Annotated in this window: 19 protein-coding genes; 7 read left to right on the top strand and 12 right to left on the bottom strand. The window is 41.4% G+C overall.

Annotation, left to right across the window (positions count from 1 at the left end; translation table 11 throughout):
• Nucleotides 1-98: 98 nt before the first annotated feature.
• Nucleotides 99-842, bottom strand: a complete 744-nt coding sequence (locus tag BMX95_RS12245; protein ID WP_081202337.1) for an SDR family NAD(P)-dependent oxidoreductase — start codon at nt 840-842, stop codon at nt 99-101.
• Nucleotides 843-1,118: 276 nt separating this feature from the next.
• Here BMX95_RS12245 and BMX95_RS12240 point away from each other — a divergent pair, with 276 nt between their 5' ends.
• Complete coding sequence (locus BMX95_RS12240) at nt 1,119-2,186, top strand: ligand-binding sensor domain-containing protein (protein ID WP_081202338.1); 1,068 nt, start codon at nt 1,119-1,121, stop codon at nt 2,184-2,186.
• A 104-nt stretch (nt 2,187-2,290) separates the two neighbouring features.
• Nucleotides 2,291-2,779, top strand: a complete 489-nt coding sequence (locus BMX95_RS12235; RefSeq protein WP_081202339.1) for a DinB family protein — start codon at nt 2,291-2,293, stop codon at nt 2,777-2,779.
• Between the two features lie 101 nt (nt 2,780-2,880).
• Here the strand turns inward: BMX95_RS12235 and BMX95_RS12230 are convergent, their stop codons facing one another.
• Nucleotides 2,881-3,708 carry a hypothetical protein gene (locus tag BMX95_RS12230; protein WP_081202340.1) on the bottom strand — a complete coding sequence of 276 codons (828 nt, stop codon included), beginning with the start codon at nt 3,706-3,708 and terminating at the stop codon, nt 2,881-2,883.
• Between the two features lie 324 nt (nt 3,709-4,032).
• On the opposite strand from BMX95_RS12230, the gene BMX95_RS12225 reads away from it, so the two are divergent.
• Together BMX95_RS12225 and BMX95_RS12220 are read left to right on the top strand one after the other, a co-directional pair.
• A complete protein-coding gene (locus BMX95_RS12225; protein ID WP_242673184.1) occupies nt 4,033-4,689 on the top strand; it encodes a peroxiredoxin-like family protein in 657 nt (218 codons plus the stop codon).
• A gap of 11 nt (nt 4,690-4,700) precedes the next feature.
• Entirely contained in the window at nt 4,701-5,162 is a 462-nt protein-coding gene (locus BMX95_RS12220) for a thioredoxin family protein (protein ID WP_081202342.1), read from the top strand.
• A 60-nt stretch (nt 5,163-5,222) separates the two neighbouring features.
• Here the strand turns inward: BMX95_RS12220 and BMX95_RS12215 are convergent, their stop codons facing one another.
• The 3 genes from BMX95_RS12215 to BMX95_RS12205 form a co-directional block, all read right to left on the bottom strand.
• Entirely contained in the window at nt 5,223-5,960 is a 738-nt protein-coding gene (locus BMX95_RS12215) for an SDR family oxidoreductase (protein ID WP_081202343.1), read from the bottom strand.
• 65 nt (nt 5,961-6,025) lie between these two features.
• The gene (locus BMX95_RS12210; RefSeq protein ID WP_081202344.1) at nt 6,026-6,898 is read right to left on the bottom strand and encodes a helix-turn-helix domain-containing protein; all 873 of its coding nucleotides are present in this window, start codon (nt 6,896-6,898) and stop codon (nt 6,026-6,028) included.
• 511 nt (nt 6,899-7,409) lie between these two features.
• A complete protein-coding gene (locus BMX95_RS12205; RefSeq protein ID WP_081202345.1) occupies nt 7,410-8,081 on the bottom strand; it encodes an SH3 domain-containing protein in 672 nt (223 codons plus the stop codon).
• Nucleotides 8,082-8,217: 136 nt separating this feature from the next.
• On the opposite strand from BMX95_RS12205, the gene BMX95_RS12200 reads away from it, so the two are divergent.
• The gene (locus BMX95_RS12200) at nt 8,218-9,603 is read left to right on the top strand and encodes an RtcB family protein (protein ID WP_081202346.1); all 1,386 of its coding nucleotides are present in this window, start codon (nt 8,218-8,220) and stop codon (nt 9,601-9,603) included.
• A 16-nt stretch (nt 9,604-9,619) separates the two neighbouring features.
• On the opposite strand, the gene BMX95_RS12195 is transcribed toward BMX95_RS12200, so the two are convergent.
• Both BMX95_RS12195 and BMX95_RS12190 read right to left on the bottom strand, forming a co-directional pair.
• The gene (locus BMX95_RS12195; protein WP_081202347.1) at nt 9,620-10,018 is read right to left on the bottom strand and encodes a hypothetical protein; all 399 of its coding nucleotides are present in this window, start codon (nt 10,016-10,018) and stop codon (nt 9,620-9,622) included.
• Between the two features lie 105 nt (nt 10,019-10,123).
• On the bottom strand, nt 10,124-11,620 hold the full coding sequence (locus tag BMX95_RS12190; protein WP_081202348.1) for a hypothetical protein: 1,497 nt from the start codon (nt 11,618-11,620) through the stop codon (nt 10,124-10,126).
• A gap of 285 nt (nt 11,621-11,905) precedes the next feature.
• On the opposite strand from BMX95_RS12190, the gene BMX95_RS35310 reads away from it, so the two are divergent.
• Nucleotides 11,906-12,433, top strand: a complete 528-nt coding sequence (locus BMX95_RS35310; protein WP_207631648.1) for a hypothetical protein — start codon at nt 11,906-11,908, stop codon at nt 12,431-12,433.
• A gap of 96 nt (nt 12,434-12,529) precedes the next feature.
• On the opposite strand, the gene BMX95_RS12180 is transcribed toward BMX95_RS35310, so the two are convergent.
• The 5 genes from BMX95_RS12180 to BMX95_RS12160 all read right to left on the bottom strand — a co-directional run bounded on the left by BMX95_RS12180 (nt 12,530) and on the right by BMX95_RS12160 (nt 16,500).
• Nucleotides 12,530-12,880: a VOC family protein gene (locus BMX95_RS12180; RefSeq protein ID WP_081202350.1), complete on the bottom strand. Its 351-nt coding sequence runs from the start codon at nt 12,878-12,880 to the stop codon at nt 12,530-12,532.
• A gap of 248 nt (nt 12,881-13,128) precedes the next feature.
• Nucleotides 13,129-14,286 carry a M57 family metalloprotease gene (locus BMX95_RS12175; RefSeq protein WP_081202351.1) on the bottom strand — a complete coding sequence of 386 codons (1,158 nt, stop codon included), beginning with the start codon at nt 14,284-14,286 and terminating at the stop codon, nt 13,129-13,131.
• A 240-nt stretch (nt 14,287-14,526) separates the two neighbouring features.
• Nucleotides 14,527-14,781, bottom strand: a complete 255-nt coding sequence (locus tag BMX95_RS12170) for a hypothetical protein (protein ID WP_081202352.1) — start codon at nt 14,779-14,781, stop codon at nt 14,527-14,529.
• 22 nt (nt 14,782-14,803) lie between these two features.
• Entirely contained in the window at nt 14,804-15,490 is a 687-nt protein-coding gene (locus BMX95_RS12165; protein WP_081202353.1) for a DsbA family oxidoreductase, read from the bottom strand.
• A 5-nt stretch (nt 15,491-15,495) separates the two neighbouring features.
• Nucleotides 15,496-16,500, bottom strand: a complete 1,005-nt coding sequence (locus tag BMX95_RS12160; RefSeq protein ID WP_081202354.1) for a manganese catalase family protein — start codon at nt 16,498-16,500, stop codon at nt 15,496-15,498.
• 505 nt (nt 16,501-17,005) lie between these two features.
• Here BMX95_RS12160 and BMX95_RS12155 point away from each other — a divergent pair.
• Entirely contained in the window at nt 17,006-17,923 is a 918-nt protein-coding gene (locus tag BMX95_RS12155; protein WP_081202355.1) for an NADP-dependent oxidoreductase, read from the top strand.
• The last annotated feature ends 3 nt before the right edge of the window (nt 17,924-17,926 follow it).

The following is a 17,926-nucleotide window of genomic DNA, read 5'->3' as shown; positions in this document are numbered from 1 at the left end:
AATTAGATTACTGTTTCCATTATTAAATATATTCAGGCCAGTTCTGATTATGCCTGTCCGCTTCTGACACGATGCAGGCAAAATGATTAATGTTGTTCTTACTGGCACGTATACCCACCATCTACAGCAATCAATGCTCCTGTAATAAAAGAGCTATCATCCGATAAAAGGAAACGAACAGTCCTGGCAATTTCGTCGGGTCGGCCAATACGTCCTAGTGGTTGAACGCTATCCAGCGAAGCATATACTGCAGTTGTTTCCTGTCCTGAAAGGGTTACAAACTGTTTTACGGCATTATCGAGTAAGGGCGTTTGAATTGTTCCGGGGCAAATACAATTCACCCTTATGTTAAATGGAGCATAGTCGATAGCGGTGCTTTTGGCGAGTTGAGCAATGGCGCCCTTGGTCATTCCATATACGGAACTATTGGCTTTACCAACGAAGGACTGATCGGAACCCATTAGAACAATACTACCTTTTTGTTGCAGTTTCATAAGAGGGATCACTGTTTTTAATAGATAGAAAGTACCCATCAGATTAATGCCTACCAGTGATTCAAGTTGCTCATAACTGGTGTCTTCAATATTTGCGAAAAGATGTCGCCCGGCGTTTGAAAACAGAAAGTTGATTCTTTTTTCTTTGTCATAAATCGTTTTAATGGCTTGCTCTACATTCAGTCGATTTCTTACATCGCAATCAATAAAATAGGGGTCAGCTTGTGCAGATGGCATATTATCAAGGTTGTATACCAGGCTACCTTCATTTCTTAACAGTTCAAGAGTGGCTTTGCCAATTCCGGAGCTGGCACCGGTAATGACAGTAACAGTATCTTTCCATTCCATGAGTTTGATTTTTTATTTACGTTTTGGTGAGGATTGAAGAAACGCAAGTTGTTGTTTCTGAGCAGCTTAGTCATCTTCTTTGCATCGCAATCCGTTCATCGTCCATCTATTTACAATAATTTACAAAGGTTACATTTTAATTTACAATCGTAATCCTTCAGGCTGAGAGGATCAAAGTAGTTTCGCTGTACGTCGTTTACCAGCTCAATATCTAAAAAAGTAATGCAGCAGCCAGGTCTGGCAATTTTTCTGATCCAATAATTAAATATAAAAATTATGAAATACGTACTCCTCTATACTTTGTTCTTAATGTCTGTTTTTCACACTTCCTGTGGACAGAATCGCACAGAGGTAAAAAAGAATATTATCAAGTCCGAAACCAAAGACACGGTCACTTCCAACGGGTCTCACCTAATCTACACCTACGTACCTCTCAGAATGGTTAGTAATATAAGGCAAGAGAGAAATGGAAGCATTTTGATTGCTGGCACGAACAGCTTATTTGGTGGCGCTGTTTTTCGATACGATGGAAAATCATATACTAATCTCACAGATAAACTAGGTTTGCAGAGATTCTGGGACGTACTGGAAGATCGACGCGGAAACCTTTGGTTCGCTTCTCTTGATTCAGGCGTTTATTATTACAATGGGAAATCCTTTCAACATTTTACAACCAGGGAGGGACTTGCTAATAATGCGGTTATGTGTATTTACGAAGATAAAGCCGGCAATATTTGGTTCGGGGGAAGTGGACTAAGCCGTTACGATGGGAAATCTTTTCGAAATTTTACAACTAAAGAAAGATTTTCCAATAATGATATTACTACTATCATTGAAGATAAAACGGGGAAATTATGGATTGGCACAAAAACGGGTGAAGCCTTCGTTTATGACGAAAAATCGTTTACCCGTTTAATTCATGAAGGCCAGGCTTTTTACAACGTTTGGTCGATAATCGAAGATAAAAACGGCAATATTTGGTTTCGTGTCAACGGTGGGCGTGACAAAGGTCTTTGGCGCTATGACGGCAGTACCTTTACAAACGTATCGCAGAGAGGTGTTAATGCTATAGTCGAAGATAAAAAAGGAAACATCTGGACTACTCGTCAGGTAAATCCTGGTGGGAATGGGGGTGTCTGGGCACTTTCCCGTTATGATCAAAAGTCCTTGTACAATAAAAAAACCACAGTAACGGAAATTATGTTAAGAGTACCCGTTTCAACTTTATTGGGGCTTTTTGCAGCTGACGATGGAAGTATTTGGATTAATACATCTGAGGGAGTGTTGTGCCGTTATGATGGAAACACCCTCGCGGACTTTAAAAGTAAAGCGGGGCAGCAATAATGTGTATTGCCAACGCTCAAATTTAGAAAATAGCCGGCGGATTTTTTGATCTGGCATTCTTTTAGTGCATGCCTATACATATTATCACTTAAATTGTCTTTAATATGACTACGGCCCGCAATCATGAAAAAGAGATCGTAAAGACACTGGAACAGTTCCTTGCCGGCGGACATGCACATGCAACCTTTGAGGATGCTGTAAAAGGACTACCGCCTACTCTGAGGGGAGAGGTGCCTGAGGGGATGCCTTATAGTATCTGGCAACTGGTAGAGCACATTCGCATTACACAATGGGATATCCTTGAGTTTTCCCGTAATGCGAAACATACTTCTCCTAACTGGCCAGATGATTACTGGCCAAAGGAAAAAGCGCCCAAAGACGATGCCTCTTGGAAACATAGCCTGGCGCAGATTAAAAGTGACCTGAAGGAATTTGTAGCACTATTGAATGATCCTGATGTAGACCTGTATAAACCATTTGCACACGGAGATGGACAGAATCTGTTGCGGGAAGCGATGTTGATCGCGGATCATACCAGTTATCATACCGGAGAGATTATTGTACTCAGAAGATTGCTGGGTGCCTGGAAATAGGATAACAAAATTTCATTCTCATCGCACTTTTAAATCGGTCGCGATAAGTAGTCTTTTTCTGTGATGGTTAGCGAAGTTTATTTGTTAGCGATAGTTATTTTTTAAAACGAATGTATTCTTGTGATTTTCCCATTATAGTTCTTGATTTTTTCTTTAATGTATGAAGCTATGTGTAGTAAGGATGCAACATTGAGCATTTTACCTACACTTTTTTCGATTTCATACAATTCCGTAGGTAGTGAATAAGAAGATTTATCCTTGTTGGCTTGACGAAATTCAGTCAATTTAGGAACTAATTGCATAGTCTCATTGTAATGCTCCAATGGGTTTTCGAATTCTAATAATGCCAAAATATGAAAATAACTATTGGACGTTGAATTGATATCGTGAATTAATTGTTCTATTTTCAAGTTTTCCTCACAACCATCTTCCCATTCATAATAATACTTGTTCAGGAAAAGCGTCAATTCACCGGTATAGCAAATAATATAATTTAATAACCCATTTAATTCATCCGGTCCGCAAGTATCTTCAATCCAATGATCTGTTAATGTATCGTAATCTCTTAAAAAGTCGTAAAAAATTCTTACGCTTGTTGTAGTAGGAAAGTCGTAGAATAAATCTAAACCATAATTACGCATTTCCTCAAGCGCTCTATCATCTAAATAGTCGTATTTAATATCGGTATTTAGTTTTTCGATTCTTTCAGAAAACCAACTATACAGGCTCCAGAGTTCCTCGGTTGAGAGCAGCTCAATGTTTTCCTCTATCTTGTTTGTTACATTATTGAACTGGATTTTCTCTTCGCTTTCGGGATTTTCAGAGAGGTATTGTTTGTAAGAAAAACTATCATCCTCATTGATCAAAGCAGATAGTTTATTTCTTGCAATTTCCTTATCGAATTTGAAAAAGTATAATTGTTCTGACATTACTTGTTTATAGTTATTGGTTACTGGTTAACGATAAAAAGAGCTTAATAGGGTGCAAATGTAAAATATTCACTGTAACGGGCTGGTTATAGTAAAAATACTAGATGCTTGAGCTGTGCAAGGTTATTAAGCCGGGAAATTTCTACAACAAACCGGGAAATAAAAACATCCTGGCTGGTTATAACTCACATTATTTTTGTGTTACCGGTATGCTTACTTACAATTTAGGAAGCACAAAAACGTTCCCTTGTTAGTTTTTTTAAATGTAAGTATCAGTAAAACGTACAGGCAATTAACCCAATAACTCTTAAAATGAAAAGTACAATGAACGTCAGACTTAAATCTATAGCAGTTGCCATATCGTTGGCATGTTCAGCAGGATTGGCCCAGGCACAGAATGATCAGTCCAGTGATTTGAAACAGGTATCATACGTAACTCCGCAAAAGCCGGAAGATATCAGTCCGTTGCTCAATGGTGAGAAGATCCCTGTGACGCAGCTGCCTGATGTTTCCGGGAAGATCTTTGATCTGAACAAGGCGGTCTCTGAAAAACCAACCGTATTGATCTTTTATCGTGGCGGCTGGTGTCCTTATTGTTCCAAACAGCTTTCCGGCTTGCGACAAACTGCGCCGGAACTGGAAAAGCTGGGCTATCAATTGATCGCTGTTAGTACGGATGCGCCCGAAGGACTTATGGAATCGGCAAAAAAAGAAAGTTTAACTTTTACCTTGTTGTCAGACGCAGACCTTAGCTTTTCTAAACAGTTCGGACTCGCTTACAAAGCGCCAATGGGATACTGGGAAACATTGTTAAAATCCACCCATGGAAAAGACATCGATTTACTGCTTCCCGTACCCTCTGTATATATTCTGGACAAAAAAGGCGTAATACAATTTGAATATATCAATCCTGATTTCAAACAGCGGATGAACGCGGATCTCCTGAAAACCGTAGCGGCCACTATTAAAAAGGACCTTTAAACTAAGAAATCATGTCGGAAGCCAGGAGCAGTAGGGTATTTTTAGTCATTTGCCTAATTGGGTTGACAATCGGATCACGCATGGTCTTTGCGCAAAAAGAAAACAGGACGCCGGCTGCAAAGAAAATATCATTTGTAAATGGAAAATGGGAGGACGTAGCAGCTTTGGCAAAGAAAAATGGCAAATACATTTTTGTGGACGCATATACTGCCTGGTGTACTCCATGCCGTCAACTCAAAGAGGTTACATTCAAAGACAAAGAGGCTGCGGAATTTTACAATGGGAATTTTATCAATTATATGGTTGATATGGAAAAAGGAGAGGGAGAAGAACTGGCTGAAAAATGGGATGTAACCGTGTATCCTACCCTGTTGTACTTTACCCCTGAAGGTAAAATGGTTATGAAACAGGTAGGGTATGTAGATGGACAGCAATTGATTGAATTTGGCAAGCAGGCGCTCGCCGGAAAATAGAACTGTATAAAATTAAAAAGGACCGTCTTGTCTCGGCAAGGACGGTCCTTTTTTTTGAGGTTACCAGGGTATTTCTCCTGTTTCCGGATTATTTTCCTCACTAAAAAATTTTCCCGTTGGGCCATCATTGTCAATCAGCGCATATTTTACTATCCGTTTTCCGGCATCCTGAACAGTTCCGGTACCACGATGTCTATTGAAATCTGTTTTTGTAAACCCCGGGCAAACGGCATTTATTTTGAAGTTGGTATTTTTTAATTCGTATGCCAAAACAACAGTGTACATATTCAAGGCTGATTTTGAAGAAAGATATACAGCGCCTTTGTAGTCGTAGTATTTATATGTTGGATCGCTGTGCAGGGTAATTGATCCCTGACTTGAACTTACATTTACAATACGAGGTTCTGACGACTCTTTCAATAAATCAATAAATGCTTGTGTAACCCGCACCACGCCGTAAACATTTGCATCATAAGCTGCTTTAAACTGATCAATAGTTGAGTCAAGTGCCGTTTGTGGAGAACCACCATGGATACCCGCATTATTAATAAGTATGTCTAATACTTTTGTTTTTTTACTTATTTCATTACGGGCTTTCATTACTGATTCGTCATCTGTAATGTCGAGCTGAATAGCTTCTACATTGTTTAAGCCATTCGCTTTTAATTTACCAACAGCTTCAAGGCCATTTTCTAAATTGCGACTGCCGAGGTAAACGTAAATTCCTTTTTGGGCAAGCTGCTGTGCCACTTCAAAGCCAATGCTTTTGTTAGCTCCTGTTACTAATGCAAATTTCATTTCCTGTATGAATTTTATAAGGCAAAAGTAGCAGGCCAAAAAATAGCGGAAATGGACAATTCACTCTATTCCCCCGACAAATCCTGCCTGGGCAAAAAATCACTTGCACTTTTTCCAGTGCTTTTTTTAAAGAGCCTTGAAAAATAATCAGGGTCATTAAAACCCAATTCGTAGGCCAGATCTTTGATAGAGGTATTGGAGTAACGCAATTTTCTTTGCGCTTCGGTCATCAAACGGTTAATGAAATAATCTTTTGGCGATGTTCCGGAATATTCTTTTACAATTCGGTATAAACTGTTTGTAGATAAAGCTAATTTTTCTGCAATTGCATTGATAGAAGGTTGCTCTGTAAGGGATGTTTCCACTACTAATTTGAACTCGATGAACTTTGAAAGGTTGGTGTTTAAGAGATTGACAGGTTCCCTGTTTTTGAAATAAGCGCTGTTTAATTCTGATAGCAAGGTGTTCAAATAAGCTAATATTATTTCAGTGTCGGTCTCCTGTTTATCCAGGAGAAATAGCTGATTTAAAATTCCAAACACCTTTATTACTCTTTCTTTTACAGCACTGTCAAGTACTATGGTTTGAGCGTTTAGTGGGTTCACTAAAAAGGAAAATTGTTGTGGCAACAATGCCAATGTATTTTCATCAAACAGCAGCTTGAAATATTTAAGATTATCTGTTTTAGCGGGTGGCGTCAATAGTTGATTTGGCATTGCAAAAAGCAAGTGCCCGTCAGTAAGCGTAAAATCTTGTAAGTCTATATTGTATGTTATGGTGCCGCTTTCAATTAATACAATAAAATAAGAAGATAATTTGCGAGGTTGCAGCAGCTTTTTTTGAAGATCGGCTGAAAGATAAGGATTGTCGTTTGAGCGGATCTTTATTCCCAGCTCATCATGCTGTAAACCCTCCTGTTTCCCTTTTTGTTCTTTCATATTATGCAACAATATACAGATTTATACGAAAACCCCTGCCTGACTACAACAATTACCAATCTGGCTACTTTTTGCCGGGCAAGATGCATCAACTTTGCGGTTCAATAAACACCATCATTATTCCCGTATTCAGGTGTATCGCAAATAGAACAGCTGTTGAATTTCAGCGACCGGTTTTACAACCGGCAGTTCATCACCCGTAAGGCCATAAATAATGAGATCATTTCTTCGCTTGACAGACTCCTTCAATCCTATTTTGATAAAAGCAAAGGAATGGAAAAAGGCTTGCCTTCTGTGCAATATGTCAGTAGCGAGTTTAAATGAGATAAATTCAAATGGAAGTGTGTTGCTTGTACGTGGATTGCGCGTGGATAGCTTTATTAGTATTAGAAAAATAAATAAAGGTAGTTTCGGGAACTAATTCCTTATGTCTTATTTGGGTTCTCTTAAAGCAGGTTTGAATTCATTTAAAGCTACAGAATGGGAATTTTGTTACTCCATTTTTTCCCGGTTAAAACGGAATAAACTCTTCCCGCCATTCAATTTTACCGCTGTTTATTACCCAAACTACAAGATATGAGCCGGCGCCATCGCTGTTTTCTGCCTCTATATACACCTTGCCGGTAGTTTTATCGAGAGTTACAGCTGTATGCTTAACAGGGCTAATCTCAAACAGGTCATTGAAACCTGATCTAGGGAAATTAAGCGTTTGTGTGCCTGATTTAAACTGGATGGATTTATATTCAGTGCGGGGCACACGGCCATCGTTACCCCAGGCCATTTTACCATCTATCTTTCTGTTCGCTTTTGAAAATGGTCCCGACTTAATAGTTATCTGCATTTCGTTTAATTGCCATTTAGCCAGGGTATCTGTGGCCGTAATTTCATTGAAGGCGGTAAGATCTTTCAGAAATACAATCCTCGATTTATGTATATAACCGGAGTGGAGGTCTTTTCCTTTGTGATAATCTACCAGCAGCCAGTTGTTTTTTACCTCTTGTTCAAGTGCCAAAACAAACCGTCCGTTTGTAAGGGTGTCTTCAATTTTGGATTGATTGCTGGCCTCGGCCCTTACATTGCAGAAGCCATCGGGGTCTTTTATGATGCCCAATTGAGCACTGGAGGATAGGGATAACAGCGCGGCTATTAATAAAAGAAGTGTAAGGGGCAGGGATTTTTGCATAAATGATCAGGCTTTGAAAGGCTAAAATAGATCAAAAAAAATAATATTCTATACTGCGCAGATGCATTGCGTAGACCGGTCTCAATTTGCAGCAGGAATTGAGTGATAAACATATCCCTGAAATAATACTAACAAAATGATAACCGGAAAGGAACTTATTGAATTGGGTTACAGACCTTCAAAATGGTTTAAAGAAGCAATTGAATATGCGAATCAACATAACCTGGAAGGGGAAGCCCTTGCTTCATACGTTAGGACTATTGCACCGGCTATTATTGATCCGTTTGCCGAGCCGTTACCTTTTCATAAGAATATTAAAGCAGAAACTGAGGCCGAAATCTCAAATGTGCAACAGGTTTTTGATACAATGAATGTGCTAATGAGGACTCCGACATTGGTAAAGGGTGTTGTAATGCCTGATGCATGTCCTACCGGGGAAGTTGGGCAAATTCCTGTAGGCGGGGTAGTGGCCGCAAAAAACGCTATTCACCCGGCTATGCATAGTGCAGACATTTGTTGTTCTGTAATGATGACTAATTTTGGCAACATATCTCCTAAAGAAGTTTTAGATAAAGCACATTCTGTTACGCATTTTGGTGGCGGTGGGCGGCTGGAGTTTTCTGAACTGCCAAAAGACCTGGAAGCGCGAATTGTTGCAAACAAATTCTTTAACAATCAGGCGGGTTTGAATTTGGCAAAATCTCATTTAGGAACACAAGGCGATGGCAACCACTTTTTATTCGTAGGTGTATCGAAACAAACCGGCCAAACGATGATGGTAACCCACCATGGAAGCCGTGGCTTTGGAGCAAACCTTTATACACAGGGAATGAAAGTGGCTGAAATGTTTAGAAAAGACATCTCTCCCCAAACGCTTCCTAAAAATGCCTGGATACCCTATGATACCAATGAAGGTAAATCATACTGGGAGGCGTTACAAATAGTAAGAGACTGGACAAAACTTAATCATACCACTATTCATAATGCCACCCTTGAAAAGCTAAGAATAGATCTGGTGGACAGGTTCTGGAATGAACACAATTTTGTATTTAAGGACGAAGACCTGTTTTATCACGCCAAAGGCGCCACGCCGTTGGATGACAAATTTGTTCCTGATAGCAAAAATGGCTTGCGCCTGATCCCTTTGAATATGAGTATGCCTGTTTTGATTGTAAAGGGACAAACAACTGAAAGCAACCTGGGTTTTGCACCGCACGGGGCGGGTAGAAACGTAAGTAGAAAAGCTCATAAAAGGACAAAAGCCGGCAAAACTATTGAACAGGTTTTTGCGGAAGAAACGCAGGGGCTTGATATTAGATTTTTCTCCAACAACATAGATGTCTCTGAATTACCAAGTGCCTATAAAGATGCCCATTCGGTAAAACGCCAAATGCAGGAATTCGGACTTGGCGAAGTGGTAGATGAGATCATGCCTTATGGTTGTATTATGGCTGGAGACTGGGAAATCGATGCACCCTGGCGAAAAAAATTTAAAGACAAATACCAATCAGGATCTGTGTAACCATAATCTCCTGTCCTTATTTTAACTTAATTTCTTTGAAGACGCTCATCACATCGGCTGAAATCTGTTTTGCAAGTTCATCTCCTTTGCCTTCCGGGTCTTTTAATAGGTTTGGATAGACCTCATAAGCGACCTCATTATCTTTTGCCTTTTCCTGTTTCCATTTATTAAGTTCGAATTCAGGAGCTGCGTCAATATTTATTTTAATCTGAAAATTCCAGGGCATATCAAGGGGATGAAGACTAAGATAACAAACGATCTTATCCTTCTTTCCGTTGGAAAACAGGATCTTCACAGTCGTATTTGTTATTACGGATTCTGTGAACGATATAAAGTCTGTCAACTGCTTGTTAGCTTTTAGTTCTTCGTTTAAATGATCAGTGACTCTTTCGGCTAACCTAAACAAGTGTTCCATTTTCTATTATTTCGGCAAATATAGTAGCTCTGCTTTATCAAATTCCAGAGCTAAATAAAAACTAAAGTTACTTAGTCACTGTATAGTACCGGCGCAAATGATTTACTACTTACCACCCTCCATTATCAGTATCTTTCGGCCATCGGCATCTGTCGTTGAATCAATGACCTTCATATTCTCTAATGGTACGGTTGATAATATAAGGGCCGATTTAAGATCGTACTCCTTTATATCTTTTTCAATTTCGCGTATCCATTCAATGCCACGGAGTTTCGTAGATGCCGAAAGGATCTCCCAAATAGCCCAGCTATCGCCAAGGGCATTAGAATATACCTTGTCATGTAAAGGGAGCACAGCCTGTATTTTCTTAAATCGATAGGCGTGTGACAGATCGTCCTTTGGGTGATAATTATCAAAATAATAATAGCCCAGCACACTGCTGACTGCAATCAGTACTATGGCCGGCGCCTGTTGTAAAAAGGAGAGTGGGATAGCTGTGGTCCTTTGAAATAATTTACTGCCGGTTACTGCCATGCAGGCATTTATTAACATAATGCAACCAATAGGCAGAAAGACCCTGTAAACCGGAAGCTGCTTAAGTAGGAACATTAAAACTACCGGTATAACCAATATATACATGTTGTAATATGCCCTTTGTTTTATACTGTTCAAAACAAATAAAACGATCACGATCCAACCCAGTTGTTGGGGCAGGGTTAAAAATTTGACAAGGTTGTTTAAATGTTCCAGTACGTTTTTGAGTGTGAAACCGTCAACCGGGCCTACCCAATGATTGGCCACAATGGTATGTAAACCTTTAGAAGCAATAATAGGAGTATATAATAAAACAACGGTAAGCCCATAAAAAATATTTATCAAGGCAAAAGAAAAAGGTTCTTTTTTGATGTCCCTGATGTTAAGTGTAACAAACATCAGGTAAATACCGCCTGCTGTATAGAGATAGGCCGGACTGGTGAACAGCCCAATAGTTGTGAGCAGTAATACGAGATTGAGTCTGGCAAAGAAAGGCAGATTGCTGATCGTTTTTTTATCAGTTATAAAATAGTAAGTAGCAAGACTACAGAAGATCTGAATAGAATAGCCACGGGCCTGAAATGCAAATTCAATAATATTAGGTGAGAACAGGTACAAAATGCCAAAGAAAACAGCTGCGTATAAATTTCCTTCCAGGTATCGGGTAAAAACAAAATACAAAATATATGCAGAAAAGAACAGGGCTGGTATTCTTACCGCGATTTCTGAATGTGTAAATTGAAAAATAAACCAGGTAATACAGGTCAATAATGAATGAAAAACATGGTTATTAGGGGCCGGGTAATTAAATAAAGCCTGTTGTGGACCGGGGAAAGTGAATTGCGTAAAGGTAAAAGATTCGTCGTATGAAAAAGGCAATACCAGGGCCAATGTGATCAACGCAGCCAGGATGGCCATCAATGGAAGTAATAAAGCTTTAGAAGAACGGTTGGCCGGCTTCAGCAGTTTAAACTTATAGCTAAGGATGCTACGGTATTTCAATAAAATGAATAACCATGCAATAAATACGGGTATCCAGTACAATTTTTGAAACAAATGCTGCGACATCTTTTATAGGATATCTGGGTTAAATAATTAATATGATGAATGGGTGGTAAATATCCAATAAAAATCTCAAATCTCAAGAAGATGCTTATGCGGCGACCCTTTGTGAAGGTTCGAATCCTCTGCAATCCTGTAAAGTGTTCAGTAGAATGTGTATTTTCGCGTCCGAAAATCAAAATCAGGTATGAATCCTTAACGCTTCATACCGTTAACACCTTCTCAAGTATGAAAATTTGTAATCGTATTTCACCGTTAGTCCTCCTGTCAGGGCTTTTTTTAATTGTGTTCATGATGTCTTGCAGTAAAGATGGCTCCGATGGCGCCGTTGGTCCAGCTGGCCCTGCGGGTCCTGCCGGTCCTGCTGGCCCTAAAGGTGATGCCGGCACCGGCTCCAGCAGTGTGATCTATTCCACATGGCTGGATGTGCCGTTTATGCCCGATACCCTCCACACCGCAGGCGGTGGTATTGATACGATCGGCTTCTATGCAACTATTAACGTACCTAAACTTACTGCGGCCCTGCTGAGTACCGCCGATGTAAAAGCGTACATCAATACCAAGGATATAAGCGATCCGGTTATTTATCCGATGCCTTATTTTGATGTATATACCAAGTCCAGCATCCAGGTGTCGGCTTATACGCAGAATATTCAGTTGTATGCTAATTTTGATGCGAGTACCTTAACCAACAATGGTAAGAAGTATCAACAATACCGGTATATGATCGTACCCGGCAATACTACGGCAAGATTGGCTTCTCCAATAGACTGGTCTAATTATTCCGCGGTAAAAACGTATCTGGGATTAAAAGACTAATAAAGAAAGGAATTCCAAAGTAAATGTATAATGCCCCCTTAAGTGTCTGACTTATTGGGGGCAATTTTTTTCGTTCAGTTCTACCTGTTCAGCCCTTTAGATATGAGACATGATATTTACAAGCTTTCCGAACGGATCACGCACATAGAATCTTCTTACGCCCCAGGGTTCGTCCGTTAATTCATATTCAATCGTAAACCCGGCCTGCTTCATATCGGTATAAATTGCAGTTGCATCGTCTACTTCAATAGATAAGTCGGGAACGACCGTTCCTGAGCCTCCCTCTGAAGCAAAGTTGATTTGGACAGTCATTTTTGTATCCGCGCCATAGCTTACGAACCAGCCGATGTTCATCAGCTCATGGAGACCGAGGAGATCTCCGTAAAATTTACCTGCATCGATAACGTTTGCCGTAGCGATATTGGCAACAATTCTTTTAACACCCATGTTCTTTTGGCCCTAAAATAAAGCATCTTTTCGCTAAAAAGAAATGGTACCGGCCAACCATACCTGCAAAAGCCTATAAATCAATATGATTTATAGGCTTTTGCCTTGTGATCCCTACGGCTGTATGTGGTCTGCTTTATACTATATACGGCGGATAGCCGATCCTTTTGGGTAGGCTTGGACGCCAATAAAAAGAAGCTGCCCCAAATTTCTTCGAGACAGCCTCTTACATAAAAACTAATTATCAACTAGTCAGACACAATATCAAACATAGAACTGAAGTCAGTAACAAATGAGCTGGCATCTGAAATAATTTTTACCTGTATTTCATACGCACTGTGGGCGCCATTTCCTACCACATTCATAATAGGATAACTGTAAGATCCGGTATTAGGTATTCCAATACCAATGGTTTGTTTAAACACGCCATTTTGAAAAACCTGTAATGTTACCGTAGGTGTGCTTACCAGAGAAGCATTCCAGGTAATGTTGATAGGATCACTGTAATCGAGAATAAAATAGTGGCTGTAACCAGGGTATTTACCACTATTAGGCGACGTAAGCCAGTTAGAATAACCAAGACCCACCGGATACACAGATTGGGCAGCAACAATATCATCAGAAGAAAAACCGGCCCAGCTGTTAAGGGCAGTCCCTGCTTTCATTACAGAGAAATTGTCAATACCTGCTGACGTAGTAGGAATGGCAATAGCACCATTTTGCGCCTCGGTATAATTGGCCAGGTCTGAATGGCGGAACCCGATGCAGTGACCGAGCTCATGTACCAGGTTGTATACGCGCTGGCCCGATGATACCGTCATGTTGCTTAAAAAGTCCAGATTGATCCTGATCTGGAAGCCTGGGTTGCCGGAAGATGGGAATTCTGCGGCAGCAATAACGTTGTCGGGAAGTGTTCCCGCATCATCAACTACATTGATAAACCTGTCGCCGCCATAAGAAGAAGGATACCTTACGAAATTAATGCTGGTATTAGCTATGCCCGCCCAGTAGCCCATAGCAGTAGCGGATGATTTCTTCCAGTCAAGAATTTCATCACCAAAATTAAACTCGGCGATGTCCATTTTCATGTTCTCAATATTGTATTGAGACACCTGGGTAGGGGTAACAAAGTGGCGCGCTCCGCTTTTGTCACCGGTAGCAGAAGGTTGGTCTTTGAAATACTCATCAAAAAAATCCATATCAGTGTTATTCTTATCAAATAACATATCACCTTCTACCAGGTAATATTTGCCGATATCCTTGATGTGTTCTTTTGAAAATCCTGCTTCCTGAAGTTTTTGATACAGCGCGGTTGGTTCGGAGGAGGTGGCAGTAGGTTCAACTACATTTTTCTTACAGGCCGTAAAGAGCAAAAAGAGGCATGGAATGAAAATGATTCTTTTCATTTTGAAAGTTTAATGGTTATGGAATATTCGTTTGCACAAGAAAGTTAGACAAGGTATGTTAACTGAATGTTAACTCCTGGTATTCCTGAAACATCTGAATATTATTCCATGTAAAGCAAACCGGTGAAGGTAGAGGCACGACCTCACTGAAAAGGCACAATAGTGATATCGAAACGGGGCTCAATAAAAAAAGGATCATAGGTTATATGATCCTTTTTTTAGATTAATGTCACTTACATGTCAGGCTTTGTCTATTTTGTCGTGCCCGCGTTGTTTTACCAACTTGTTGTAAATGCCGAATAACAGGAAAGGCGCTGCCCATTGGCCTATAAATAAGCTCATGTGTTTTTGACGGGCAAGTTGTAATACAAATGCCGCTGTCATGGCGCCAACCGATGCCCAAAGGAACACGTCGGATGGTAATTTTGAAGTTTGTTCTTCAAGTATTTTTGCCATCTTGCCTTCTCTCTTGTCTGCTTTATACATCGTTTCCATAAACTATTATTTAGGTTCTTAATCAAAAAACATTTTCTATGATCTGAAGCAATTGTTCCGCTGGTTTGAAACCTGTTATCAAAATTCCGGGTGTTGCACTCTGCTTTATAAGCAGCGAAGGGAACCGGTTAATACCGCTGTACTTTACCTCTTGCAGGTCTTTACGAAATGCTTCCTGGCCCCGGTCGTTTTGCATGTCTTCTTTAAACTGTGTTAACGAAAATTGCCTGTCTATCTCAGCCACGCCTTGTGCCACCTGCAACAATACCTCTTGCCGGGCAATATTCAGGCCGTATTGCATAACGGCCTTTTGAACAAGATACAGGTATAGCTTTCCGGCTTTTTGCGATTGCAATTGTGCACATTTTACGGCTATGCAGGCCGGGTACGACGATGCCGGCGGGTCTTCTACCCAAATTCGATGGGCTATGGGAATATCCAGTTCTTTACTGGCCAGCATCCATAGCGGGCCCATTTGGGCAGGCCGTTGCACACTATTGTAATTGTCTGTATAATGGTCCCAGGCGGGTAACAATCCGCCCATACAATAGCGCCAATTAATGATGCCGTGCCATTCTTTTTCCAGCCTGGTCAGTTGAGCGTCCAATGCCCAGCTCCAGCAACAAAGCGGATCTGTATAGTAAACAATATCTATTACAAGCCTGCTTTGCAAGTCCGGAGATGTACTTTTCTGGCTATAACTTGTCATAGTAACTATATGTTATCTTTTCCTTTACCTTTTGATTTTGATCTTGTTTTCCCTTTTTCATCCGTTTTATCTGAAGGCATATTCCATTCCTGTTCTTCATCGATAGGGGCGGCATTATTGATTTCTTCGCTACGCTGCTGGCTCATTTCCCGGTCGGCCTGCTCTACCATTTCCATGGTACGGTTGGTGCCTTGTGGTTGCTGCCCCTGTAAGCCATGCGTTTCCATTACATACCTGATGGGATCTTCCACATATTGATACGTTTCTCCCATTTCACTGGTTTTACCGGTATTCCATGGACCCGTGTAATCATTTCCGGTAGACATATTAAAATACAGATTACTGTACCGGGGATCACTCTGTAATACACCGGGTGGGAAGTTTGGCTTAATGTTTTCCAATGCTGCTTCAAACATCTGGAAGTGGGCAACTTCCCGGGTCATTAAAAACATCAGCGTTTCTTTTACGTAAGGATCATCTGTAAACTGTAACAGGTATTCATACACCATTTTGGCGCGTGATTCAGCTGCTATATCACTTCTAAGATCTGCAGTAAGATCGCCGGTGCAATCGCCATTGATATAGGCGGCCGTCCAGGGAACGCCCTGTGTATTGGTAAAAGCCGGGGTGCCTGCGCTGCCTACGAGGAACTGAGGGGCCACCATACCTTCATGTATCATTTGTTCTTTGGCGGCTTTGCCATCGAGCAATCGCATGATCTCGGAATTTTCAGCTGCGTTCTTCAGATCACCGTTTATGCCGGTGAGCAGCATTTGAATAGTAGCACCCACTATTTCAAGATGACTGAACTCTTCGGTGGCAATATCCATCAGCAGGTCATATTTGTCGGGAAATGGTTTCCGCGCGCCAAATGCCTGCCCAAAATACCGGAGGGCAGCAGCGAGTTCACCGTTGGCACCACCAAATTGTTCCAATAAAAGCGATGCAAATGCAGGATCAGGTTTAGATACCCGTGCATTGAATTGTAATTCTTTTACGTGGTAAAACATATTTGTCTGTTTTTATAGTAAGAAAATAAATGCATAAAAATGCAGCGCGGGTGGTTGTTAACGACCCGTTGAAAAGCGGCGATTAGAGCCTGCTCCCTGCTTTATTTTTCAATTATGTATAGCTGCTATAAAAAAGGCGGTGGGGGAACGAACATATATTAAGCTGAAAAAATTATGCCTGTGGATGGTAAAATATTTCTCACCACCAGAGGAATAGTAATTGCATATCAACTTCGAATGCATACATCAACCGGCAGTTTTAAGATATTGTCACACCGTCCTCTTTTCTGGTTCTATATAAACATCATAATAGAAATGTAGTCTGTTTTTTAAATCCGGACTTTTAGCGTTCAAAACTGGAATTCCTGCAGTTTTTGTGGGTCTATTTTTGCAATAGGTAAAATACCTAGTGATCACTTCAATCTAAAAAAATGAAAATAGTAATGTATGGCAACACGCCTTCATTGAAAGGGTGCCTGCCGGTAAACAAAAAAGGAGGCCTGTTATGAAAGCGATCGTTGTAACGGATCAGGCTGCAGGAACAGCCGGTATGAAACTGGTGGAACGGCCTGAGCCGCAGCCTACTATAAACGATGTAGTTGTGCAGGTGCACGCTGCCTGTATCACCGGCGATGAACTGTCGTGGCCTTCCACCTGGACAGATCGTGCCGACCATGACCGGAGGCCAGCGATCCCCGGCCACGAACTGGCCGGCGTGGTAACTGCCCTTGGCTATGGCACAACCGGGTTATCGGTGGGGCAGCGGGTGTTCGGTCTTACAGACTGGTATCGCGATGGCACCCTGGCGGAATATGTGGCCGTTGAGTCGCGCAACCTGGCACCGCTGCCGGGTGATGTTGATTTTACAGTGGGTGCCGCCCTGGTGATGCCGGGTCTTACTGCCTGGCAGGGGTTGTTCGACCATGGTCGCCTTCAGGCGGGGCAACGCGTCCTTGTACATGGTGCGGCCGGCATAGTGGGTTCGATGGCTGTACAGCTCGCACGCGAAGCTGGCGCATACGTCATCGGTACCGGGCGGGCAGACGGTCGTAAGACGGCCACTGAATTCGGTGCCCAGGAGTATGTTGACCTCGATAACGACAAGCTGGAAGCTATTGACCGGGTAGACCTGGTTTTTGATGTCCTCGGCGGCGACATCGCCAAGCGATCTTTGGGAGTGGTCCGTGCCGGTGGAACGCTGGTGACCATCGCCGGCCCGGTTGAGGCGCAGCCTGCTAACGTTACTACCATTGACTTCGTTGTTGAAGCAAATCGCTTCCAATTGAATGAGGTCGTTCACCGGTTCCGGGAAGGCCGGTTGCAGACAAACATCGGTAACATCGCCTCCCTCGACGAGGCAGTTGCTGCTTTCAATCCAACTAAACGTGGCAAAGGAAAAACGATCATCCGCGTTCGTCCCTAAGCA

This window comes from Niastella yeongjuensis (assembly GCF_900110245.1).
Lineage (GTDB): Bacteria > Bacteroidota > Bacteroidia > Chitinophagales > Chitinophagaceae > Niastella > Niastella yeongjuensis.
The sequence above is the reverse complement of the archived record's forward strand: the minus strand, read 5'-3'. Positions and strand labels throughout refer to the sequence as shown.